15 protein-coding genes are annotated in these 22,858 nt (G+C 45.5%); 14 read left to right on the top strand and 1 reads right to left on the bottom strand.

Going from position 1 to position 22,858, the window contains the following annotated elements; genetic code table 11:
• Positions 1-8 precede the first annotated feature (8 nt).
• The 10 genes from QUA36_RS06615 to QUA36_RS06570 all read left to right on the top strand — a co-directional run bounded on the left by QUA36_RS06615 (position 9) and on the right by QUA36_RS06570 (position 17,661).
• Positions 9-2,036 carry a hypothetical protein gene (locus tag QUA36_RS06615; RefSeq protein WP_333384146.1) on the top strand — a complete coding sequence of 676 codons (2,028 nt, stop codon included), beginning with the start codon at positions 9-11 and terminating at the stop codon, positions 2,034-2,036.
• Positions 2,037-2,041: 5 nt separating this feature from the next.
• Entirely contained in the window at positions 2,042-2,767 is a 726-nt protein-coding gene (locus QUA36_RS06610) for a hypothetical protein (RefSeq protein ID WP_333384149.1), read from the top strand.
• A gap of 591 nt (positions 2,768-3,358) precedes the next feature.
• Entirely contained in the window at positions 3,359-5,695 is a 2,337-nt protein-coding gene (locus QUA36_RS06605; protein WP_333384151.1) for an ATP-binding protein, read from the top strand.
• 227 nt (positions 5,696-5,922) lie between these two features.
• Positions 5,923-6,678 carry a ParA family protein gene (locus tag QUA36_RS06600; protein WP_333048754.1) on the top strand — a complete coding sequence of 252 codons (756 nt, stop codon included), beginning with the start codon at positions 5,923-5,925 and terminating at the stop codon, positions 6,676-6,678.
• On the top strand, positions 6,675-7,616 hold the full coding sequence (locus QUA36_RS06595) for a ParB/RepB/Spo0J family partition protein (RefSeq protein ID WP_333322481.1): 942 nt from the start codon (positions 6,675-6,677) through the stop codon (positions 7,614-7,616). Before QUA36_RS06600 ends, QUA36_RS06595 begins: the two co-directional genes overlap by 4 nt.
• Positions 7,617-7,990: 374 nt before the next feature.
• Positions 7,991-8,440: a hypothetical protein gene (locus tag QUA36_RS06590; protein WP_333322483.1), complete on the top strand. Its 450-nt coding sequence runs from the start codon at positions 7,991-7,993 to the stop codon at positions 8,438-8,440.
• 2 nt (positions 8,441-8,442) lie between these two features.
• Positions 8,443-8,940: a hypothetical protein gene (locus QUA36_RS06585; RefSeq protein WP_333322485.1), complete on the top strand. Its 498-nt coding sequence runs from the start codon at positions 8,443-8,445 to the stop codon at positions 8,938-8,940.
• A complete protein-coding gene (locus QUA36_RS06580) occupies positions 8,937-9,686 on the top strand; it encodes an HIRAN domain-containing protein (RefSeq protein ID WP_190663952.1) in 750 nt (249 codons plus the stop codon). The genes QUA36_RS06585 and QUA36_RS06580 overlap by 4 nt, the downstream gene beginning before the upstream one ends.
• Positions 9,687-10,270: 584 nt before the next feature.
• Positions 10,271-13,753, top strand: a complete 3,483-nt coding sequence (locus tag QUA36_RS06575) for a hypothetical protein (RefSeq protein WP_333322488.1) — start codon at positions 10,271-10,273, stop codon at positions 13,751-13,753.
• 29 nt (positions 13,754-13,782) lie between these two features.
• A complete protein-coding gene (locus QUA36_RS06570) occupies positions 13,783-17,661 on the top strand; it encodes a hypothetical protein (RefSeq protein WP_333322490.1) in 3,879 nt (1,292 codons plus the stop codon).
• Between the two features lie 244 nt (positions 17,662-17,905).
• Here the strand turns inward: QUA36_RS06570 and QUA36_RS06565 are convergent, their stop codons facing one another.
• Positions 17,906-18,880: a tyrosine-type recombinase/integrase gene (locus tag QUA36_RS06565; RefSeq protein WP_333322492.1), complete on the bottom strand. Its 975-nt coding sequence runs from the start codon at positions 18,878-18,880 to the stop codon at positions 17,906-17,908.
• A gap of 167 nt (positions 18,881-19,047) precedes the next feature.
• On the opposite strand from QUA36_RS06565, the gene QUA36_RS06560 reads away from it, so the two are divergent.
• From QUA36_RS06560 to QUA36_RS06545, 4 genes are all read left to right on the top strand, one after another.
• A complete protein-coding gene (locus tag QUA36_RS06560) occupies positions 19,048-19,332 on the top strand; it encodes a hypothetical protein (protein ID WP_333456272.1) in 285 nt (94 codons plus the stop codon).
• Complete coding sequence (locus QUA36_RS06555; RefSeq protein WP_445301423.1) at positions 19,236-19,991, top strand: DNA methyltransferase; 756 nt, start codon at positions 19,236-19,238, stop codon at positions 19,989-19,991. The genes QUA36_RS06560 and QUA36_RS06555 overlap by 97 nt, the downstream gene beginning before the upstream one ends.
• A 300-nt stretch (positions 19,992-20,291) precedes the next feature.
• Positions 20,292-22,025, top strand: coding sequence for a helix-turn-helix transcriptional regulator (locus tag QUA36_RS06550; RefSeq protein ID WP_333322496.1), 1,734 nt, complete (start codon positions 20,292-20,294; stop codon positions 22,023-22,025).
• A gap of 532 nt (positions 22,026-22,557) precedes the next feature.
• Positions 22,558-22,767, top strand: a complete 210-nt coding sequence (locus QUA36_RS06545) for a hypothetical protein (RefSeq protein WP_333456268.1) — start codon at positions 22,558-22,560, stop codon at positions 22,765-22,767.
• The last annotated feature ends 91 nt before the right edge of the window (positions 22,768-22,858 follow it).

Raw genomic sequence — 22,858 nt, 5'->3', positions numbered from 1 at the left:
CTAAAGCCATGACTAACAAAAGAAATGGATTAACCGAAAATCCAATTAATACCAGTCCTGATAATAGTACCACTACAGCCAATATGAATCATGCAAGTGCATCAAGTGAATCTACCCTAAACAATGATGACGGCAACATCAATTCCCCTATTTCCCCCTCTCCAAATCCTTCCCCTTCTGACGATGATATTGATGAAAACTTCATTGCTAATTTCGACCCCAATGCACCCCTAACACTTGAAACTCAATATCAACTCGCTCAAGATGAGGAAAGACCACTGCCCCCGCCTGTTTCCGAAAGAGGCGTTCCTAGAGCAGTGACAATGCTGCTGCTGACTGGGGGAATACTATTGCTAGGACTGCTGATTTGGCAATTTATCAAGCCTAAATCACCTCGCGAAGCTATCGCACAATCAACACCAAAAGAAAGCTCTTCTCCCACCATTAAAGATGAAAAACCGGAGTTGCTGGCTAAATTAGCTTACCAAGACCAACAAAAACTGTTAGCCGAAAAACCGCAAAAAACCGCAAAACCCAAAACAGAACCGTCGCCCAAACCGTCAAGAACCCCACGAACTCCGCGAACTCCGCGTCTAGTCGCTACCCGGAGCGCTGCACCGCCACCTACTCCTCTACGCGAACCCCTACCCGCACCCCGAACAGTAGTGCGGACGGTAACACTACCCGCACCCATACCTCAAAGAGTACCCTCAAGAACACCCGCACCGGCCCCCATACTCAAACCGTTAGTACCCCCACCTTTAATTCCAACTCCAACATCCGAAAAAATCGACCCGTTTGAGCGGTGGAACCAACTCGCCCAACTCGGACAAATTAGGGGAAATTTTGACCCTAACCGAATAGCGAATGCCGTGAGTGCAACACCAAGCACTCCAGCGACAACAAGTGCTACCGCCGCCGCTCTGACAAAGCCAGCTCCAACAACTGAATTCCTAACAGTCAATATCGGCAACCAAAAGTCGCAACCCTCATACGTTTCTTTCGAGCAAATCCCAGAAAAACTATATAGCCACCCAAATAACGCCAGCGGGGAAAGGCTACACCCGGAGTTTCCTTATGGAGGGGACAGCCTCGAAACCACCGACAACTCCCAAAACCCCACTAACCAATTAACTCCGGCTCCCCTTTCCCCCCAAATAAGTTCCGATTCTACTGATAACCCAATCGAGACGGAGGCTCGACTGAGCGCTCGTCCAACGTCCTTGCCCGCCGATACAGAATTTCAAACCCTTTCCCCCGAAACTACTCCAGAGGCTTCTGCTTTAACAAATTCCCTAACCCTGGAACAAGTAAACTCCCCAGGGGCAAAAGGCATTCTCAACCGCACGCCCCAAAGTTCCTCAACCTCCCAAACAGCTCAGGTTCCCCTTGGAACCACAGCCAACGGCATAGTTTCGGTTCCCCTGCTGTGGGATGAAGGCTCAGGCAAACAGCTTTACGACAAATTTGCCGTCACCCTCACAGCCGACTTCACGGCAACTGACGGCTCTATTGCTTTTCCTGCGGGCACGGTTGTCATTGCCAAAGCCAGCACCGTCAGCAAGACCAATCGCATGGTACAAGCTACTGCTGTGGCGCTCGTCTACTCTGATAGAAACGGTCAGATTAAACAGCAGCCCATTCCAGAAGGCGCAATTTTGATTGCAGGAGAGGGCTCTGGGCCGTTGATTGCTTCAGGCTACTTCGACCCAGGTTCCGATGTTGCCGGACAGGATATCCTCACCGCAGTGCTGTCGGGAGTTGGACGAGTCGGTCAAGTGTTCGCAGAGCCTAAAGTCAGGAGCTCTAGCAGTATTAGCGGTAGGTTTGGGGGCAGTACAACCACCGTTGAAAGTCGAGACCCCCAAATTTGGTCAGCCGTCCTCGATGGCTTCTTCAGCCCCCTAGCAAAACGGATGGAAAGCCGCTCAGATAGAGCAACTGAAGAACTTTTAAACCGCCCTAATGTAGCTGTGGTTAACAAGGGAACCCCCGTTTCTATTACTGTTAACAGCTTTCTCAACATCCATCGATAACAATTATGAATGCTACAATGCTCGAACCAAAAATCAAAATTCTCAGTTTGTCAATCCTTGCAGCAGCGCTCGCTGCTGCGAGCTACCCGAACTGTGCTTTTTCTCAATCGAGAGTAACAGGCTATCAAACTGTAGGTAGAGACATTGCCATCAATAGCGCGATCGATATTTTAGTCTATCCCGGTCGCGCGAGTGCGATCGACTTCAGCTCAACCGATGAAGCTGTCGCCTACGTTTTAATTGCCGACCCCTCAAAAATAGTTTTCAGCACCGATGCACAGCTGGCAAGCGGCCAAGCCAAAACTGTTTTCTTGCGTCCCATTCAAGCGCTCAATTTTCCGGGAGCTACCACAGCTACCATCACTAACCTTTCAATCAAAACTGTAGATTCAAAAGGGAAACAGCGACTTTACAACTTCAACATCGTTCCTACCAACAAAGAACCAGAACACTTAGGAATTCGCATCGCTCCCGTCACGCCAAGAATGGAGCCGACTGTGAACGTTGATAGAGGTCGCGCACCCTCTGCATCAGATGTTGAAAAAGGATTGCTGATTGCCATTCAAAAAGGCTACACAGCAGCCAACGACCCAGTAGTCTACAGCGTGCGACAATTTTTAGCTCTAGTAAGAAACCACAATCTATCGGCGGCCGATGCTGCTGCACGAGCCGGAGTAGACTTGTCTGTGATTATCGAACTAGCCAAAATAGTTTTTGAAGAATCAAACTAGCGCTCACACAAACCTACTCATATCTAACTCATGTTAGGCAGAGTTAGGCAAGTGCATTCGTTCCGGGGTCAAGCACAGAGCGGGATAAACGGCGAGCCATCAATTTAAAATCTCAAATCTCAAATTGTTCCAATTACCCATTACCCATTACCAGTCAAGAGCGGTTTTAAGCACACAACTTGGGTTAGTTGAGATGCCAATCATCTCCTTAATACTGCCCGCGCTGAGTCAGGTGGGAACCAGTTGTTTTCCTAACCGCTCGCTCTGAGAATTTATGGCTTTTGACTGATTCAGATTCGTTTGAGGCTGCGCTACTAATAGGGATTAGTCAAGGAGCATAACGAGAGTGAGAGGGGATGGTAACCCAGAAGAGGAGAACTCTTCTACGGATGGTGTTGCTCCCCTCTGAAGAAGAACGTTTTTTTCCTCATTCCCACTCCCTTTTTTTAATCAATGTTCCGCCCAAAAAGCTCAGTTCAAAAAAAGTCTGCCCTCCCGCTGCGCGTTGTGCTTACAGTCCCCAACGCTCTTCTAATTTCAACCTTACTATGTCTGACGGGATGGCTTTCTTTTCAAACAGGGCGGCAGACAATGAATGACGTAGTTGCACACCTATTGGGAGAAGCAACGAGCCGTATCTCTGACCGTCTTGACAACTACTTAACAGAAGGGGTTGGGAAAGGAGAAGGGACTTACAATCAAATTCCAACTGGTTCGGTAAACCAACTTTCCCCAAGTCAAACAGCCGGAGTCACAATCAAACAAAATGGGAAAAAAAATGGGTCAGACTCTCCAAAGACAATATTCCGTCAACAAAAAACAAATCCTGCTTTTCCCACCCCAACCTCAACATTCAACTTGAACGATTTCCTCATTAGCCCTAACTGTCAAGCCTTTATCTTAGACCGTTCGGGACGTTTAGTGGCTCGGAACGAGGTAACTGAACCAAAACCGTCTATTTCTGTTGAGGGACTGCAGCGAGAAAGCGCCCAAGCTCTGCAACAAAAAGTAATCCAGCTTTCAACAGAGTATTTGCTTAAACATTATGGCAGCCTCGCTGCTATTAACAGCAGCCAAAATCTTAACTTTACTGCCAGCAACTCACTATACTTGCTACAAGTCAGACCTTTTAAAAACCCGAAAGGCTTAAATTGGCTGATTGTGGCAGTTGTACCCGAAACCGACTTCACCCAAAAAGTTCAGGCCAACACCCGCAACACTATTTTGCTCGTGCTACTGGCTTTGGTTCTTTCTATCTGCCTTTTGCTGTCCATTTCCCTAAGAATAGAACAGCGGCTGCTGCGGTTAATTTCGGCAACAGAGGCGATAGCTGGTGGCGACTTCGACTCAACAGTTTCAGGTAGCGGTATTGCCGAACTCGAAGCCCTAGCCTGTGCTTTCGAGCGCATGAATTGCCAGTTAAAAGCATCTCGCCAGCGGTTAGAAGAATATTCTGGCGATTTAAAGCGGCAAGTTGCACAGAAAACAAAGGAACTAAAACAAGCTAAAATTGCCGCCGAAAGTGCCAATCGCGCTAAAAGTACCTTTCTGGCCAATATGAGCCACGAATTGAGAACGCCTCTGAATGCGATTATCGGCTTTGCCCACCTCCTTGTGAACTCTAAAAAAACTGCACCGGAACAGCAGTCGAGTTTAGATATTATCAATCGCAGTGGCGAGCATTTGTTGAAACTAATCAACGATATTTTGTCGCTGTCCAAAATTGAAGCAGGTCAAATCACCCTCGAAGAAACTGCTGTTGACTTGTACAGTTTGCTCTCGGACATAGAACGGATGTTCCAACTCAAAGCTCAGTCGTCGGGATTGCAACTTGTTTTTGAACTCCGGAAAGATGTACCGCAATACGTCCGAACTGATGAAAGCAAGCTGCGCCAAGTTTTGATTAATCTGTTGGGTAATGCTGTTAAATTTACTGAGGCCGGTAGGGTGAAGCTGACTGTAAAATGCCTTCAGTCTATGGCAAAAAAACCGTTACCCAAATTCTTTCTCCAATTCTCTGTGAAGGATACAGGCCCAGGCATTGCGCCTGATGAGGTTAGCCGTTTGTTTAAGCCGTTCGTGCAAGCTTCTGCTGGCAGAAAATCGCAAACGGGAACGGGTTTGGGATTGCCAATCAGTAACTCTTTTGTGAAGCTGATGGGTGGCGAGATTAAGGTCAAAAGTTCTGTGGGGAAAGGTACGGTTTTTAGTTTTTACATTAAAGTCAGTCATGCAACTAAGAGCGAAGTTTATGACAGATTGCCGCAAAAACGAGTGAAGGGGTTGGCACCTAACCAACAAATATATCGCATTCTGGTAGCGGATGATGAGTCGGCAAATCGGTTGCTGCTAACTCGGATATTGAAGTCGGCTGGCTTTCTTGTGTGGTTCGCGGATAACGGAACCCTGGCTGTTAAATTGTGGCGAAAGTACAAGCCGCATTTAATTTGGATGGATTTGAGGATGCCTGTTCTAGACGGCTTTCAAGCTGCTCAAAAAATTCGAGCACGGCCGAACGGTTCTAACACTAAGATTATTGCTTTGAGCGCTAATGCTTTTGTTAAAACCCAGGAACTCGCCATGTCGAACGGCTTCGATGACTTTGTTGCCAAACCGTTCCGAGAAACAGTAATTTTTGAGAAGATGGCGCTTCATTTGGGTGTTCGCTATATCTATGAAGAGGAGTCGTCTAGGAAGTCCGAACAGGATGAGCCTGCCCAGCAACTGACTTCTAAGTCGCTGTCTGTGTTGCCGAGGGAGTTGATTGAGAAGCTTTATAAAGCAGCCGCTTGTGGAGACGAGCAAGCGGTAAGGCTGTTGATTGAGCGAATTCCCCTGTCGCAGAAGTCTCTTGCTGCGGCTTTGACTAAATTAGTTGACAATATGAGCTTAGATATTATCAGCGATTTAACTCAACACTACCTTTGAACGAACCCCACCCAAATCCAAGATTATGAGTAGGGACTGCGCTGAACATCTCTAGTTCAATGATAACTGCGATAGTTCAATGATAACTGCGATAGTTCAATGATAACTGCGATCGCAGTTAGTTATCAGACGCGGTTCTCAAAGTTCTTTCAAGGATTAGTTTACAATAAGCCGCAGTCCACTAATATTGTTTAATCAACACGTTGAGTGAGCGTGCTTAAAAATAGATGAGCAAAATTATTGCGCTGTTCAACCAGTCAGGCGGTGTCTCCAAAACCAGTTTGACAATGAATTTAGGCTACCATTTGGCGAAGCGGAAGCAAAAAGTCTTGTTAGTAGATATGGACCCCCAAGCCTCGCTTACCGCCTTCATGGGCTTGGAGCCATCTGAGTTACAGGAGACTGTCTACGAGTCTATTATGAACGGTTCTGACGCGGCGCTCCGCAAAAACCTTCACAACATGGACTTGCTCCCTTCTAATATTAATTTGAGCGGAGCAGAGCTGGAACTGGTGGTGGCTGACATGAGAGATAGTCGGCTAAAAGAAGTCATTGACCCCCTTAGCTCAAACTATGACTTCATATTGATAGACTGCCCTCCTTCGCTAGGCATCCTATCCTATATCAGTCTAGTTGCATCCACTCACGTCTTAATTCCGATTCAGACTGAATATAAAGCTCTCAAAGGAACCGAATTGCTGTTGCAAACCATTGCTCGCGTCAGGAAACGCGCTAATCGGAAATTGCAGATTGCCGGAGTGATTCCGACGCTGTACGATCCCCGTACTGTACAAGCTTTTCAAAGTTTGCAATCAATTACTACTTCTCTGGAGAAGATTGCTGCGATTTACCCCGCCGTCCCTCGGACTGTCGCTTTCGCCGATGCGTCACAGCAACACGTACCTCTGGCCGCGTACAATCCAAAACATCCAGCCGTCGCTGTACTCGATACTATTGCACAAGGACTCTTAGCTCTGCGATGAATCAAAAGCGCGACAATCAGCCTTATCAAATCAAAGGGGTTGAGGCTCTATTAGGAACCAGCGACAGCGAAGATGCCGCATCCTCCCTAGTCTCCATAGACACAATTGTCTTGCCCCAGCAGCAGCCACGCCGCTATTTCGATCCGACAGCCATGCAAGAACTGGTGGAGTCAGTCAAGCAGCTAGGAATTCTGCAACCGCTCCTGGTACGCCCAATAGATGGCAACAAGTACGAATTGGTGGCTGGAGAACGGCGCTATCGAGCCGCTTCGTCGTTAGGTTTGACTGAGATTCCTGTTGTGATTCGGGAACTAACAGACACAGAGGCTCTGCAAATTGCACTGCTGGAGAACTTGCAGCGGGAAGATTTGAATGCGATTGAGGAAACCGAAGGGATTCTGCAATTGCTGGCAATGAAATTAAACTCTACCTCCTCGTCAGTTATTGCTTTGCTCGGAGCGGCCGCGCACCCAGAACGCGCTGGTGTGGATAACGTTATCCACAGCTCCGAGTGGGAAATAGTAAGCGATATATTTGCACTCGTCGGGAAGTACACTCCAGAGAGTTTCCGAACTAATCGCCTCCCCTTGCTGAACCTGCCAGATGATGTGATTGGAGCGCTGCGGAAAGGACGGATTGAGTATACCAAAGCCAGAGCGATCGCCCGAGTTAAGGATAGCTCAGAGCGATCCCAATTGTTAGAAGAGGCGATCGCTCTCGACCTCTCCCTGACCCAAATCAAACAGCGCATTGCCGATTTAAAAGCGAAAAGTACAGGGGAGGCGACTGCACCAAATCACTCACTTAAAAGTCGCGTAGATACAGCTTTGCAGCGAGTGAAAAAGTCTAAGGTTTGGGATGACCCCAAAAAGCAAAAGAAACTAGAGAAGCTGTTAGCTGAACTGGAAGCTTTGGTGGGTGAGGGATTGGAAAAATGAAGCTAATTTTAAAGTAAAACAACAGAAGCCTACACTGTGCCTTGCGGGTACAATGTAGGCTTCTGTTGTTTTAGGAAAACTCCAAAAACGCTCTAAATTCCTTGGGCTGAACACGCCTTTGAGGCGGTTTTTATGGGTTTAAAGCGAACGACCTCAAAAAAGAGCTTTTCGAGGCGTAAGGTTGCTGCAATCCGATCGGCTGCTGATGTCCGATCGCTACAATATGTCAAATGGGTTCTATAGCAGTCGTCATACTGCTATAGACAAGGTAGGGTTCATGAATGACCCCTACCAGACTTTGTGTTCTAACCGACGAAAGCGGTTGCTATATTTGTGAACTGCGAGTGCGGCGCAAGAAATAGGTTGAACAATTTATGCCTGATGAATTTCCCATCATTATTGTCACCCCTCAAGCTTACGAACTCTCCAAGACTGAGGCAATGGGAAGCAAGTATAAGTTTTGGTTTGAACACCCAGAACTCGGCCGCTGCCTGTACAAACAAGCAAGACTTGATTTAGGCGAAGATTGGGCAGAAAAAGTGGCCTCCGAATTGTGCGAATTACTGGGAATTCCTCATGCTAATTATGAACTGGCTGCCACGAGTGAGGGGAATCTCGGTGTAGTCTCTTCTTACTTTTTGCCTAACGGTGGCACCCTCGTTCACGGTAACGAACTTCTTACTCCCATCGTGCCAAATTACCCCACCTTTGCAACCTACAACCTGTCACAACATACAATTGATCTAGTGTTGAGAATTATCTCTGATGAATCTGTGAACTTACCATTGGTTGGACAGTACCCAGTGGCATCCAAAAAGCTGTAGAAGTGTTTGTCGGCTATCTTCTGTTAGATGCGTGGATTGGCAATGGCGATCGCCACCACGAAAACTGGGGTGTGGTCCGAAATAAGGCAGTGTCTACCACATCTGAAACAGCACACCTAGCGTCGGCTACATCTGAAACAGCACACCTAGCACCCACTTACGATCACGCTTCTAGCTTAGGCCGTGATCTCTCTGATGAACAAAGGCAAAAACGCCCAGTAGAAACTTATGCTAACAAATGTTTCTCAGCGTTTTATGGCAGCGTTGATGACAAAAAGCCCCTCAAAACTGTTGATGTATTTGACTGCGCTGCACGTCGCTATCCGAATGCAGCGCATATATGGCTTGAGCGACTTGAAAGTATCTCAAAGGCGAGTATAGTGGATATTTTTCATCGAATTCCTAACACTCGTATCTCACCGATTGCAGCCGAGTTTGCCCAAAAAATTATTGAATTCAATCAACACAGACTGCTTAACTTGAGGAAAACGCTACCGTGAAAACACACTCAACGCTTTTTTTGGCTTGGCAAGATCCAAACAGCCGTTCCTGGTTTCCCATTGGCAGGCTAACATTTGACGGAACCAACTACCAATTTACCTACACGCAAGGCGTTTTAGAAGCTCAACAGAAGTGCGGTTTTGAACCCTTGCCCTCGTTTCCGCGCTTAGGTGAAGTATATACATCAACCTACTTATTTCCCGTATTTGCTAATCGGTTGATGCCGAAAAATCGCCCCGATTACTCAAGTTTTTTTCACTGGCTAAATCTGACTCAACATGAAAGCGATCCAATTGCCATGTTAGCCCGCAGCGGTGGGCGGCGAGAAACAGATACTCTAACTGTTTTTCCCATTCCTGAGCCAGATTCAGAAGGGCGGTATCGCCTTCACTTTTTCTTGCACGGACTGCGGTATTTGCCACAGGGTGCAATTGAGCGAATTAACCGCTTAGAGACAGGAGAAAAGTTGTGGTTAGCTCACGAATTTCAAAATCATTATGATTCTAAAGCCTTGACTTTAAATACAGAAGACCACTACATTGTCGGGTATTGTCCGCGATATTTGAAGAGTGAGATTTTTGAACTTCTCTTGAGGAATCCTAGTTTTGTAGAAGTGCGTGTAGAGCGAGTAAATCAACCGCCAACACCGTTTCAGTTTCGCCTGCTGTGTAATATAACTACTCAATGCTATAATGACTTCCGCCCATTTTCAAGTCATGAATATCAGCCGCTCAGCAGCTCTTAGGTACTGGAAAACCCTTGCAACTTCGAGTTAGACTCCTCTTGGCAAAGTTGAGCCAAACATTCATCACCGCAAGTCGCTCAGGAGCCTTTTCGCAATCCGGCTTGCTCGATCGGCGCTTTCTTCCCCAATCCGGTCTCACCGGAGTGCTACTGATGTTGACTCCCGCTCCCACGATCCATTCGTAACAGGCTTGACCCTCAAAGAGGATAGCTCTTGGGTGCTGAAAAGTCCCTGCAAAGATCGGGATTTACTCAGTTGCAGTTCTTTGCCCCACAATGTCCGACCTCTTTGCTATTATATGAGGGCGTTGGTTGCTGACCCTGCTGCTGCTTGAGATGAGGGTAAAAGGAGAATCGGATAGCAATTTTGTAAACCAGTTTCGTAGGTGCTTGGGAATAAAGTGTACTCTATTCACCAGCAATCTGCTGTAACTTTAAGCTCGACACTGACCTCCAGAGATGATTAATTATTTTTTTTGAACATGAAATGATATTTTAAATCATTCTACTTGTATGAGAATAATTCATCCCCTTAACCAGTGAACAATCCGCAACCAGTTCTCATAAAAGAAGGAGCTAGTCCCCGTGAAAAATGAGTTAAAAGAAGACAGGAATGAACTGGCGAGGCTGGATTATAGCGACTGGCTAGCAAAAACTATTGACGAACTGAATCGAGAAACCGGAGCAGCACTATTTTGCTTAAAACAAGATATCCCTTCAGGAAGATTTAGGTTAATTATAGACATTCATTGTTTGGCTTTTCAACTCGCAAAAAATCAAGAATTAAGACCTCCATTAGAGCCAGGAGAAAAAGCCTATAAAGCGACAATAAACATGGTTGAAAAATGCCGTGAAACCTTCGGAGAAAAAATTCAAGAAATCAAAACAGCTTTATCAAATAGATTAATCGAGGCCATTAGGAAAGCCCACGCTTCGTTGCCCGATCGAGAAAGCTCTGAAGTGACCATTGATGAGTTAATCGAGTCAATGCTTGTACCCCTGGCATCAATGCCAAAGCAGCCCTCCTTGTTTGCTTGGCAATTCCCTTCGATGACTGGATTGAGTTCGCATGATTTGACCTTGGCTTCTGAAGTGGCGACTCCTACAATCAGGAGCCACAAAGTAACAATAGAAATAAATAGTGCAACTCGCTTCCGCGAATTTGTGGTGACTGGGCTGGAAAATTATGTTCAATTTTTGAAAACAAAACAGGACTTGGATTATCCTGATTATGTAATTCAAAATGTGAGAACGAGCATCGAGTCACTCAAAACTAATGGTTCTAATGAATTATGCCAACTTGAAAAGTTACTCAATCAAGAAACAATCGGTCGCCTGAAAAGAGAGGCGGAAGTAATTTACTTGGAATACTGGGCCAATATAATTGGTGAAGATTGCGCTCGCGTTAGAGACTCGAAGCAAAAAAGTAAGTTAATACATCAGTTTACCCTTCAAGGGGAAAAAGAGCCTCGCGAAATATCGCTCGACGAAGCCTCATTTTATTTGAGGGACTACAGCCGGCGTCTTAGATCACTGGAAAAATTCATCAACGACAAAAAGAAACCAGAGGCTTATTACGAAGTAACATACCAGGGCATACTTGTAGACATCCAAGAATTATTTTCTGGGCGGGATGCCTTCTCGGAGTTACCTCTTTTAGGTAAAATCGATGGCTGTATTGGAGAAACAGAAGACTCTCTTCAGAGTATTACCTCAATAACTTTTGGACTCAAATTCAAATTAAACGGGCGCGTCAGTAATCCGGTTCTTTTCAATTCTTCATTTTTGTATGGGATTGAGATGATTAAGCCGGATTCACAATTGCATAACTTTGACGATCTAACGCAAGAGGGGTGCAAGAAACAAATTGAGAAAATACTTAAGTTTTTCGTTCTTTATTACTTTGCATTTGCTTGTCCCAACCCTCTTGCGCCAAATTATTGTTACCAGGAAGTGCTCAATTTTGATGTAATCAAGCAATTTACCGAAGAAGTATTACCTCAGTTGAAAGAAGACTCTCTTAAGAGTGATGAGGCTAAGAAAAATTTAATGAGAAAGTTTGTTGGTCAAATGAGTGAATACTTAGTTGCTGACAAACTGGAAGCTACGGTCAAGGCTCTTAAGGAATACTTAAAAACGGAAAAACTGGGGTTTTCTGCCGAAAAAAATGTAAATATAGGGCTGTCACGAAAACTGCTCCTGTCAGACTTGAGCGAAATCAGCAATAGGACTAGATTCTTCGAGAATGAATTGTCGGAAGATCTGAAGAAATGCCTCAAGTATGTTTTCATCTCAGCACAGGGGGCAAATAAAGACGCCATCATCCAGTTTCCTGTAGCGCTGATATTTAAGACGGATAACTTCTACCGGACGGGTAAGCAGCGCGAGTTCGACATGAGCTATCAAATTTGCGATATTCAAATGCTGCCTGTATTCTATAATTTTGTAATTCAAAATACAAGCCAGCAATTCGAGCGGGATAAAAAGAACATCGATATGCTCGCACGATTAGGTGGGAAACGTAACTTGCCTCAAAATGCTGATGAAGCATCTGAATACATGAGTCGCCTTGTATTTCCTGGTTCGCTAATAGAATTTAAAGTGCGTGAAATTGCTTTAGAACAAGCTCCAGAAAAGGAGCGTTTCATATACGAACTTACTTGGCGAACATTGGGATTTATAATATTAGATATTCTGACAGTTCAAGTGCGAAAAAATAAAAAAATATTTATAGGTCAGTGGCTGCTGCACCAAACACCAGAAGATCAAACAACCCAGCAGGAAGAATTTATTCATCAAATGGTCGAGGAATGGAGTTACGTATTGAGCGACTCCTTGTTGATTAATTCTCAAGGAATAGTGTTACCCACGATTAACACTTATAAATTTACAAATGCTAAGCGTTCGCTCTACTCAATATTGCCACAGGAATTCAAATTTAAAAATAATAACAATAGCACCATAGAGCCATTGTTAATAATGATGGTTTCAAGCAACAAATGCGACGCCCGTTCCTCACGTTGGGGAGAAAACTACATTGCCAATTTGACGGGTGAAGTTGTGGCAGTGGAGCCTACAGAAACAGGTCTAAAAGTGAGGATGGTGAAAACTCTGGCGGGAAATTACAGAGGGGATGAACTGCATCGCTGTCCAGCAGTGCTGGGCGACACAATTAGCGATATGTATCTCAAGGGGTTTCGCCACGTTATATACATAGCTAACACTCCCTTTTCTGAACACCTGCGCGTGACTGACCAACAAAATGAATTGTTCTTCATGTCGCCGGAACTCATCAAATACCTCAAGATTGCTGATGACTTGGTAATATATCCGGTTCTGTACGACAGTTACAGCGCCTTGCGGATTGATGGGGTACCGAACGAAGAGACTTTGTACGTTCAGGACGTGCGCCAGTTGAGTAACGTATTTAATGACCCCAATCGTTCCCAGGTAGTATTTTTCAATTTGTTCACCGGAAAAGCTGTAGAGCGAGATCGTATTTTCTACAACACTGTGACAACTTATTCTACCTTGCTCAACGCCCACCCTGGCGACGTAATTGACGTGAATAAGGTAATGGACGGTCTCATCAAAGAGGGAGAACTAAAAAATAACCTCATGCTTGGGTTAACGCTCTTGCATTATTCAAAATACGAAAAAAGCCAAACTAAGGCAGAGAAATCGTTCCTCAAACTCGACCCCCTAAATGATATTATCGGCGACAAAGCAATTGGCAGGTCAGCAGCAAAAAGTCGGCACTGCATCTCTTCGGTGCAAATAAATTCTCTCGCATTTCTCACAGAAGTGTACAACGCATTGATAGTTCCAATTTCTGAAGATAATGCGATTAATAGCAACATTAATCTATCTCACTCCTCTCTCTTGCTTCTCGATGAAATTAAGAATTACTTAGTAGAGCGTGAAGTAAGCGCTCCCGATGAGCTGCCTCAACATTATGTTGACTGCTTGGTTGAGTCCTATTCCAATCCGATGCTTAAGGAGCGAGTTGAATCGATAATCGCTCCCCAGTGGTGGGTTATTAGCAACGGCGGTATTGTCCCGTTTTAAAGGATATGTAAGTTTTAGAGGATCTGTAAATGCAAATAAGAGAGGCACAAGGACATCTTTTCGAGCTAGCATTTAACGCGGGAATATTGACGGCGATTCATCAAACAGGGATGAAATATGCCCACATGGGTTTATTCATCGATGATTTGAAAAAACTCAATCATCGAGGAGTCGTCAATAGCCTCGTCCAAATGAAATTGAAAGAGGGATTTATTGACGCGGAGAGTCAGCGAATATGGACAACATGGGGCAAGTTGTTACTTCTGCGGGGTCATCTTGGCGGTTTGGGTTTATGGCACGAACTGATGGATGCGTTCGGGTACTCCTCTAATACAAGCAGATATTGGGAATTGCTGTACGTGCAGTGCTGTCTTTCGGATGCAACCAGCATGAGAACGCTGGAAAAAAACGAACATGACCGCTATTCTCAAATCCTTTCCCAGTTGGGCATTACCCCAGATAAGGTTTTCCCATACATAAATAAATACGCTACAACGGGGGAATTTTTAAAGGCGGACACATTAATGCTGATGTCGAAAGAGGGGGAGGGAGGCGGAAAAAAGGAATATCGCATCGTCTGCGTTGATTTGTCTGCATTCACCGTTGATAGCAATGACAGCAGCGAGTTGAACGAAGGGGAAAATCAGGGTGCAACTGATGAACGAGAACATTGCGATTTGTGGAATTTATCGAGTGCTTTATCAATCCTTGAGTCTCTCGGAGTGGAACTGCACCGCTTAATGTCCAAAAGTGTTTATCATCACTTAAAAATTGACACAAAGGAAGGAAGCAATCGAGAATTAATAATTGGGCGTGACATAAAGGATTACCTGACAGCTTTTTCTTATTACGACAAGGACTTTGTTAAGTTGGTGCAGGCGGCATCGTACTCCGCTAGTTTTGTCAAGTTTCTCGAATCAGAGAACAGGATACCAAAGGATGCAACTGTCCAAGTCACGGCGATCGGTTACACGACGCAGGGAATTAGCACTCTGAATGTCGGACGGGAAGATTTCGACATCCTTGATCGTTGCGCCGACGCATATAAGTCGATGAAGAGACAGGAAAAGTCTGACACAGAGAATTCAATCGATAGTTATAAGCGGACGCTTGTTAAGATGCTCAATTTAATCAAGCGAAGTGTCGCCGATAGTTTATTGTACGCACCTGGTGGAATGGGAGTCAGCGTTGGAAACAGTGCAGCAGGAGAATATGAACTCAAGAGCGATCGCCAGGAACAGAAAGTAAAAGAATTTGTTGACTCGCTGTGCGATATGAATACCACTGCGGACAGAACCGTGTCTTTCACTGAAATAATTAGTAATTTTCACAATCCATCGGATTCTCTGGATGATTCGATTACTTCAAAATACAACCTCCCTCAGAAAATTACGCTAAGGAATGCTCATGCCCAAATAATAAAGGAACAACTGTCATCCGCCTGTCGCTATCTGTTCCTGACCGGAAATCCAGGTATTGGGAAAACAATGACAGTGGTGGATTTTCTTCGCGATCGCGTTAACGAGGGCTTCCTGCTGTTCTACGTCAGTCCGCGACTATCGGTTAACGAAGACACAATCAATAAATTTAGAACTGAATCGGGGCGCTTGTTTGCTGATGACCTGTACTGCCTTTATACCAGCCACGCTATTATTGCCACCAACAACGGCTTGCCAACAGTCAAATATTATTCTAATGCCGATACTAATACTTCTAATTGGTCAGGGGTAACTTTTATTGGCGTTGGAGATGAGGGAAAGCATCTCACAAGAGCGAGACAGGAAATAAGTCGTCTTTCAGGAAATTCGCTTGGCTACGATAAAAAATCAGGAACGGGAGTGATTAGGAGCCTGTGCGATGCTGGTCACGCTCTCATCAATAAGGGCGTGAGTAAAATTGTGATTACCTGCTCTACTCAGTCCCTCCGTAAAGTGAATAAATACGGAGACTCCTTAGATAACTTTCATAGACTATTCCGTTCGGTTACAAATCAGGGTGAAGTGATTTCAGAGGAAATGATTAAATTATCTTCACGCCTGAGAAACATCATTGTTATGGTTGACGAAGTGACGGGCGATAGCGCTGGGGTTGAGTGGTTTCACGCCATGCAGAAATGGCTGGATAAAAAGCTTGAACTCTTCGATAAATCGCATGGTTTTAATACTAAACTGATTGTTGCTGACGCTTCCCTAATAGGTGTTGAAGTTGTTAAGCCGCACCTCGGTACAAGGGAAGCGGAGCCGGCTAAGATTTACTGTTCTCCTGTTGAGAATGAGCGAGAGCCACTAGAGCTTAGTTTTCAGTCGTTTACTGATGAGTCAGCACGGCGAGGAATTATTGATTCCACCATTATTAACGCCAACTCATATCCAGCAAGACTTATTGAACTCACTTACAAAGTTTTCTTCGAGACTTGTAAAATTAATGAGGATGGCTCCCTTAAAAATAAACTGGGTCAGTCAGCGCGGGACGATTCCCTAGTAACCGAAATAATCCACCACGTCTCTGAGCAAAATTCAGACCAATTACTGGTTTACATTCAGGACAAGCAACGTCTGATACAATTAATAGATTTGGTCAAAAAGAGGCGGCCTCGATTCGATAAAAATAAGGCTTATCTGGAAATACATTCCCTTTCAGATCCAGACAAGGAAAGCCGCCTTGAATGTAAAGACCAGGTTAGAGTAGTATTTATGACATCATCAGCTTCTCGCGGCATTTCCTTTCCTCATGCAAAACACATAATCGTCGAGCTACCTAGGTTTCAGATAGAAAACAACCTGATGGAAATTATTCAGACCATCTATCGAGGTCGGGGCGATTTGGCCGAGGGAAAAAATAATGATCGCGAACCTAAGAAAGTGACGGTGTACATTGTTGAAAAAGTATTCACCAATGTACCCAGCAAGCAACAAAGTCAGATCACTCGCGTCGCAAATTTGATAGGTTCCTTGCTCGTCTTGCGAACAGCGATAATGACGAGAATTACGGGTGCAGGATATCTCTGCGGACGCAACACAGCAATGATTCCCATTGGCGGAAAAGGGATGTATTCGGGGGGCGAGACGTTTAGTACCCGTATCAAGTCTCTCATGCAGCGGCTGCGGAGCCATCAACGTCTACATCCAGAAGATCGAGATGTTAAACTTGCTCTCGAACATTTGCCTTGTTTTTTTGAATCGGCGAAATTCTTTATACAGAAGTCTACTTGCTCACCCAATTCTGCTGTTTCCTACGAACAGACAAGGAAGAAAATCAGCTTACCGTCTCTATTGGAGTTAGGCGTTGATTTCTTATTTGACCAATGCTCTTGCATGGCTGACTTGTTGGAGATCGAACTCAGCCCGCAGGTTTTTTATGTGGATGGTTCACTGTTGCTCGTCCCAATGAATAATAACACGGTGACATCTCTTTACAGGTTCGACCCTTATTCCCAAGTCAGTAAATACGCGACGCCAGAATTCATAAATGCTTTGGAAAATATCTGGCGCAAAAATTACCCACAAGATATAAAAAATGAAATTTACTTCGCTCTTGATTTCATCCAAAAGCTCAAGCAAAATGAGGAGATTACGCAGCAACTTAGCGACTCTAGCAATTTCAGCGACCAGTATTTCGCTGTTCCCCTACATTTCTTGGTTGCAGATGAAACTCTCCGGCGCTCATTTACAGAAGAGAGTGAAAACTCGCCTGTGAGTCACAGGTTTCGTATGTTACTGGAGCGTTATGTCAAGGCTTTGTACCCCGCTACTGATTTTCTCCCCATCGGCAATGGCTTCGTTGATTTTCCTTGGGTGATTTTTAAAAGTTACGACTTGGCGCAGATTCGTCGGGGTTTGTTCAGAGCAAACTACTTTCTTAACTCTCGCTCCCTGAATCTACTCAATCTTATTTTGTTCAGGGGGTGACAAGCGCCTTCTGAATTTTAGTCTAACTGCTTTGCTGCATTACCTGCAACCGTCGCTCGTTGACTTGCCCCGCATCCCTTCTATCAGCTTGCCTGCTAATAACGCAGTTATGCACTGCTGTAACTGGTAAAGGTTCAGCCAGTCGCACCCAACTAATCTTAGAGTGTCAGACGAAAGTTAACAGTTTCGATGAGTTTCCCCATAGTCTTGTATTCGATTACCATCCGAACATACAAATCTCAACTTAGCGTACCAAACCAGCCAGCAGCCCCGACGCTTCCCGCTGCAAGCTCTGCCGATTATCATCGTAGCAATTAAGGACGTTCGAGCTGGTATGGCGGCTCAACTTCTGCGCCATTCGCGTATTGCCGTTGCTTGCATCTAACAGCGTCGTAATTGCAGCGTGGCGTATTCTGTGCGGGCTGATTCTTTTAGGAATTCCCGCAGCGGAGCAAGTTGAGAAAACAAGCTTGTAAATAGCATACCCGCTCAACCTCAACCCGTATTCCCGCTTTGTCAAAGCGATAAATAAAGGCTCTTGGGGCATTGCAGCTCCCCGCACGCTCAGCCAATCAGAAATCGCATCTGCCGTCGCGTTGTGCAAGTCAATTAGCTGCGCTTGAGTTCCCCTACCTTTGCCGTAAATATTCAAAGTTCGGGCTAGCGGGTCAAAGTCGCCTATATTGGCTCCGCCGATTTCCCCCCGGCGCAACGCATTGTCCCACAGCAGCCGGAGAACTGCATAGTCGCGCTTTCCCTGGGGCGTACTCCGGTCAGGAATGGACAATACCGACTGCATCGCCGCCACATTCTCTGAAGCAACTCGGCCAAACCCTGTAGTATCCCGGTAAGGAACCACCTTCTCTCCTTCAACATCTACCAAACTCCACTCGCACTCGCCCACCTTGCGAGCAAAATTCACCAAACTTTTGATCGCCGCCAGTCGCCGATTAATCGTCGCTTCCTTGAGTCCCTTGTCGATTAGTTTGGCTTTATATTTGAGAACCACCGCGACAGCGGCGAAACGGTTCAGCCGTAGGAACTCGCGCACCAATGCCGGGTGAGGTGAGAGCCCCGTCATTGTCGCAAAGAAATCGTACAAGTCTTTCTCATAAGCACGCCTAGTGTTGACAGAGCGCTTGGCAGCTAACAGCTCTGCCACTAGGTCGCGCGTCGAAGTTATTTCTCCAAAGGAATTAGCAGCGTGTTCTAAGTCCATAGCCGGTCTGATAATTTGGCTTTCCAGACCAGATTACCTGAATCTGGGGTGCAAAAAGATGGATAATTTACCAGTCCGTTCGGCGAGCGTACTAATGATGAGCGGCGGGCTCCAAAACCTTGCAGGCGCAGCGGCGATCGCTGCAATTGAGTGAACGAGCATAAATTTTGATGGTCAAACAATTAAAGCTGCCTCTTGGGGAAGTTCTGCCGCTAGCGCCGCCCCCTGTCTCTCAAGAGGGCAACAGCACCTTTTCAACCTTTACAGACAACATCAAGTTGCCCGTTCACCGCTGGTGCGAGATGAGCGTGCGGGTTTCTCGGCCTCTTGGGTCGAAACCGTTATTGCTAGAGCCTTGGAACGGGGGAGTGCGACTGTCTTCGATCCATTTGCCGGTGCGGGGACGACGCTGCTTGCTGCTGAGAAAATGGGGGTTGAATGCTTGGGAGTAGAAGCTCATCCCTTCGTTGCTAGGATTGCTTCAGCCAAGTTGTTATATCGAACTGACCCCGCTCTTTATTTAGAGCATATAAGAAAGGTCAAAATACGTGCCGAAAATTTGTCGGGCTGTGTAGATAATTATCCGGCTTTGATTCGTTCTTGTTTAAGCGATCGCTCCCTTGAAGGCTTAAATCGATTGTGGCAGGCTTGGAAACAATTAGCTGACGATTCTCCTCAATCCGAGTTGGTATGGCTGACAATTATAGCCATTCTCTGCCATGTTTCCTGCGTTGGAACTGCCCCTTGGCAGTACATCTTACCAAACCAAACCAAAAAATCTGTATTGTCGCCGATGTTAGCTTTTGAGCTAATGGTTCAAACCCAGGTTCAAGACATGAGAATTGCAGGAAAAACAGCAGCTAATACTGCTAAGAGCGTTCGCTCTGATGCTCGGACTTGTCTTGGCGTACCGGATGATTTTGCTGATTTAATCATTACCTCGCCGCCCTATGCTAATAACTATGACTATGCCGATGCTACGCTCTTAGAGATGTGCTTTGCAGGAGAAATTAGTGGAAAAACCGGAAGCATAACGTCCCTCTGTGCGAATGCTGTTTGTGGGTTAGGGGATGATCGAGATTTGACAATAGCTTGTATCAACAGTTCTTAGTTTCGGGCAGAAATTAACAGCGATAGAGCAGGAAATTATTACTGGAAAATGTTAAAATAATAGCGTTATGGTAAACTGTAGTAACGAGCGAATTGGGACAAGTATATGGGAGAGCTTTCGATCGTGAAGTTAGTGGAAAAACACATTATCTCTCGCCACCACTGGAACGCAAATGCTTTGGGGATACAGGGCGTGGTAGTACGGAAAGTTCGGGTTACTCCTTACAAAACGGTTCGATAAAGCAAGTGAGATATTTGTCTATCAAACCTGTAACTATTATTGGCATGAAGAGGCTAGGCTATGGAGTTATCTACTACCACCACCACGATAGATGGCGAGCGCATTCAAGAGTACGCCAAGAAGCTACGCCAAGGGAATTTTTTAGAAACTTTGGCCTTGAATGTAGCAATGGGGATTCATACCGAAATTACTAAAAGGGATGAAACATTAGAAGGCTTTAGTCCTAAGTGTGTTGATGAACTAGAAAAATTTCTCAAAGAGCAGATAGTTGATGATGCTTTCTACTTGACAAAAGCAGAGGAGATATTAAATCATCTGACCCTCTGGCTTCAGGCAGGTAGAACCGAGGAAAATTTATGGAAAAACGTGGCACTTGATTCAGCTTTAATTTTTCTAGAGCCACTCGATTTATCCAATCGGACACTAGATGAGTTAACCGCTATGCTGGGGCTGGCTTCAAAAACAGTTCCCGCAACCGAACCCCAGGTATTTATCAGCACCACAATCACTCAAATACTCACCTCAGCCCCTCCTAGAACGGCTTGCAAGTCCTTATTACGAATTTGGGATTGGCAAGAAGATGCCCATAAAAATGTGTTTTTTCGAGATAATTACAACACGGGTTTTGTTAAGTTAGCCTTAAAGGATAAAGACCCAGTTACTAAAGAATATTTTTACTTTACAGGCAAGGCCGCCTGGGGAATTATTGAGGAATTTGGCAATTTGGGGAAAGATACTGCCAAACTCCACTGTTTACTATCTGCCTATGTTTTTCAACAAGCTGTGCCTTGGAGAACTGAAATTAAGCTAGCTGGAACTGGGAAAAATGGTGGCACTAACCTCATAGACTTAATGGGTTGGGGTGAGCGTAAAGATATGACCACTTCCCAGAAGTTACTCAGGATAGAGCAATGCCTGAAGCTTCTGAGAAGGCTGGACGCTACCATTAAATGGAATATCGGGAAGCTAGGATGCGATATGAATTCCCTCATTTGGGACGTTGCTGTGGAGCGCTACGGGCAGCGTAACATTTTCACAAATGAAATTGATGAACCAACAGAAATAGTAGCCTTCATTCGGGCGGGTAGATGGACTGAGTTTTTCTTTAATAAACCTGGCAAGAATGCCAAGCCTCCAGTGGCCTTATATGAGTTTGGTTGGATTTCAGAATCGACGCTAAAAATGAACCCCTATCATGATGAGCTAGCATTTTTAATTGCCATCAATATAACAACAGAAAGCGCCATTCATACAAATGGAAAATACACGGTTAAGACCGTCCTAGAGATGGTTATGCCGAAAAATCAAATTGAATTAATGCGGTCTGTTAAGTACAAAGCTCAAGATATAAAGGAGCGGTGGGGTAAAGCTTTAATGCGATTGATTGAGTTAGATTGGCAGATTATATATGACTCTGAAACCTACCCAGAATGGTTGCGTCCTGGAAGTACAACAGGTAAACCCAAAGATTGCAAAAAAAGAATTATTGATTTACTGCTAGAAGCTGGCGTCACCATCAAGCCTCCCGGTAAAATTCCTGCCTTGATAGCTGCTAAAAAATCAGCATCTTTGCCCCGGAAACGGAAATCAGCATCTGCTGCCCCGTTAGAGTGGGAACCGATACAGAAGGCTTGTGAAGCAAAGGGTTGGACGAAGCAAAGAGCCATCGCCGAAAAGCTGGGCATATCTCAGCAGCTAGTCTCACAGCTTCAGCGCGGCAAGCCAATTAGCCCCAAAACCGCCGCCCACCTCAGAAAAATCTTGCCTAAAGTGCTACCGGAACTGTCAATCTAGCTTCCCATCCCTTTAACTCGAACTCCAGCCCCAAGCGTAGTAAGGCTGGAGTTTTGCGTAGTAAGGCAAAAATGACCTCAAAATCACCTTCAAACTATTATCTGGCAAGGCTTACGACTTTACTACGGACACACCCGGATCTAGCTACCAAAACACCCGGATCTAGCTACCAAAACACCCGGATCTAGCTACCTCTCAAATTTGAAACCGTTTTACAGCAAGCGTTTCAGAACTTTACTACGCCTGGATTATCTTAATTAATTAATTATCTTTGATCGGCGTGCAAGCAGCGATTTTCAGAACATGAGACAAAGGGATGTTCCCCACTCAAGGAATAGCCCGGTGAAGATTTATCGAGATAGCACAGGCATTGACCTTCAAAATCAGTCCTCACAGAGACTCATAGTCCACTTAACCCCATCTGACCCGTTCATGAGGCGCTCTGGCGGTAGCCAGATTCGGGTGCAACTTGGAGTGCCTTTCGCATTGCTACTAGGCCAGAAGGTCAACACAGCCAACATGGGGGTGCGTTATGGTCTTGTCTAAGTCCACCCTCACTGAATGGCAAGAAAGCGGCGTAGACTCCGCCATCTTCGCCCTCAACGTGCAAACTCTTAGTGGCGACGCCCCCTACGCCTACCTCCTCTACGAAATTAACGCCGCCTCCGGCAGAGTCCACCCCGACGCACAATGGCGGTGGGCCAGAAAACACTACAGCCACATCGAACACGGTGGTTGGTAAGGCTATTAACTTTCCCCGCCCCTTGTATCTTAAAAGAGTCAGGCGCTCAAACCGTAGACCGCAGGCTATAGAACCGCAGGCACGGTTGTAA

This window comes from Microcoleus sp. Pol10D4, from assembly GCF_036701555.1.
Classification (GTDB): Bacteria; Cyanobacteriota; Cyanobacteriia; order Cyanobacteriales; family Microcoleaceae; genus Microcoleus.
This window is presented reverse-complemented; position numbering and strand designations above follow the sequence as displayed.

Bases quoted from the DNA above. Each gene is read 5' to 3' on its own strand.
- QUA36_RS06615 (WP_333384146.1), top strand. From the start codon at position 9: ATGACTAACAAAAGAAATGGATTAACCGAAAATCCAATTAATACCAGT.
- QUA36_RS06610 (WP_333384149.1), top strand. From the start codon at position 2,042: ATGAATGCTACAATGCTCGAACCAAAAATCAAAATTCTCAGTTTGTCA.
- QUA36_RS06605 (WP_333384151.1), top strand. From the start codon at position 3,359: ATGAATGACGTAGTTGCACACCTATTGGGAGAAGCAACGAGCCGTATC.
- QUA36_RS06600 (WP_333048754.1), top strand. From the start codon at position 5,923: ATGAGCAAAATTATTGCGCTGTTCAACCAGTCAGGCGGTGTCTCCAAA.
- QUA36_RS06595 (WP_333322481.1), top strand. From the start codon at position 6,675: ATGAATCAAAAGCGCGACAATCAGCCTTATCAAATCAAAGGGGTTGAG.
- QUA36_RS06590 (WP_333322483.1), top strand. From the start codon at position 7,991: ATGCCTGATGAATTTCCCATCATTATTGTCACCCCTCAAGCTTACGAA.
- QUA36_RS06570 (WP_333322490.1), top strand. From the start codon at position 13,783: ATGCAAATAAGAGAGGCACAAGGACATCTTTTCGAGCTAGCATTTAAC.
- QUA36_RS06565 (WP_333322492.1), bottom strand. From the start codon at position 18,880: ATGGACTTAGAACACGCTGCTAATTCCTTTGGAGAAATAACTTCGACG.
- QUA36_RS06550 (WP_333322496.1), top strand. From the start codon at position 20,292: ATGGAGTTATCTACTACCACCACCACGATAGATGGCGAGCGCATTCAA.
- QUA36_RS06545 (WP_333456268.1), top strand. From the start codon at position 22,558: ATGGTCTTGTCTAAGTCCACCCTCACTGAATGGCAAGAAAGCGGCGTA.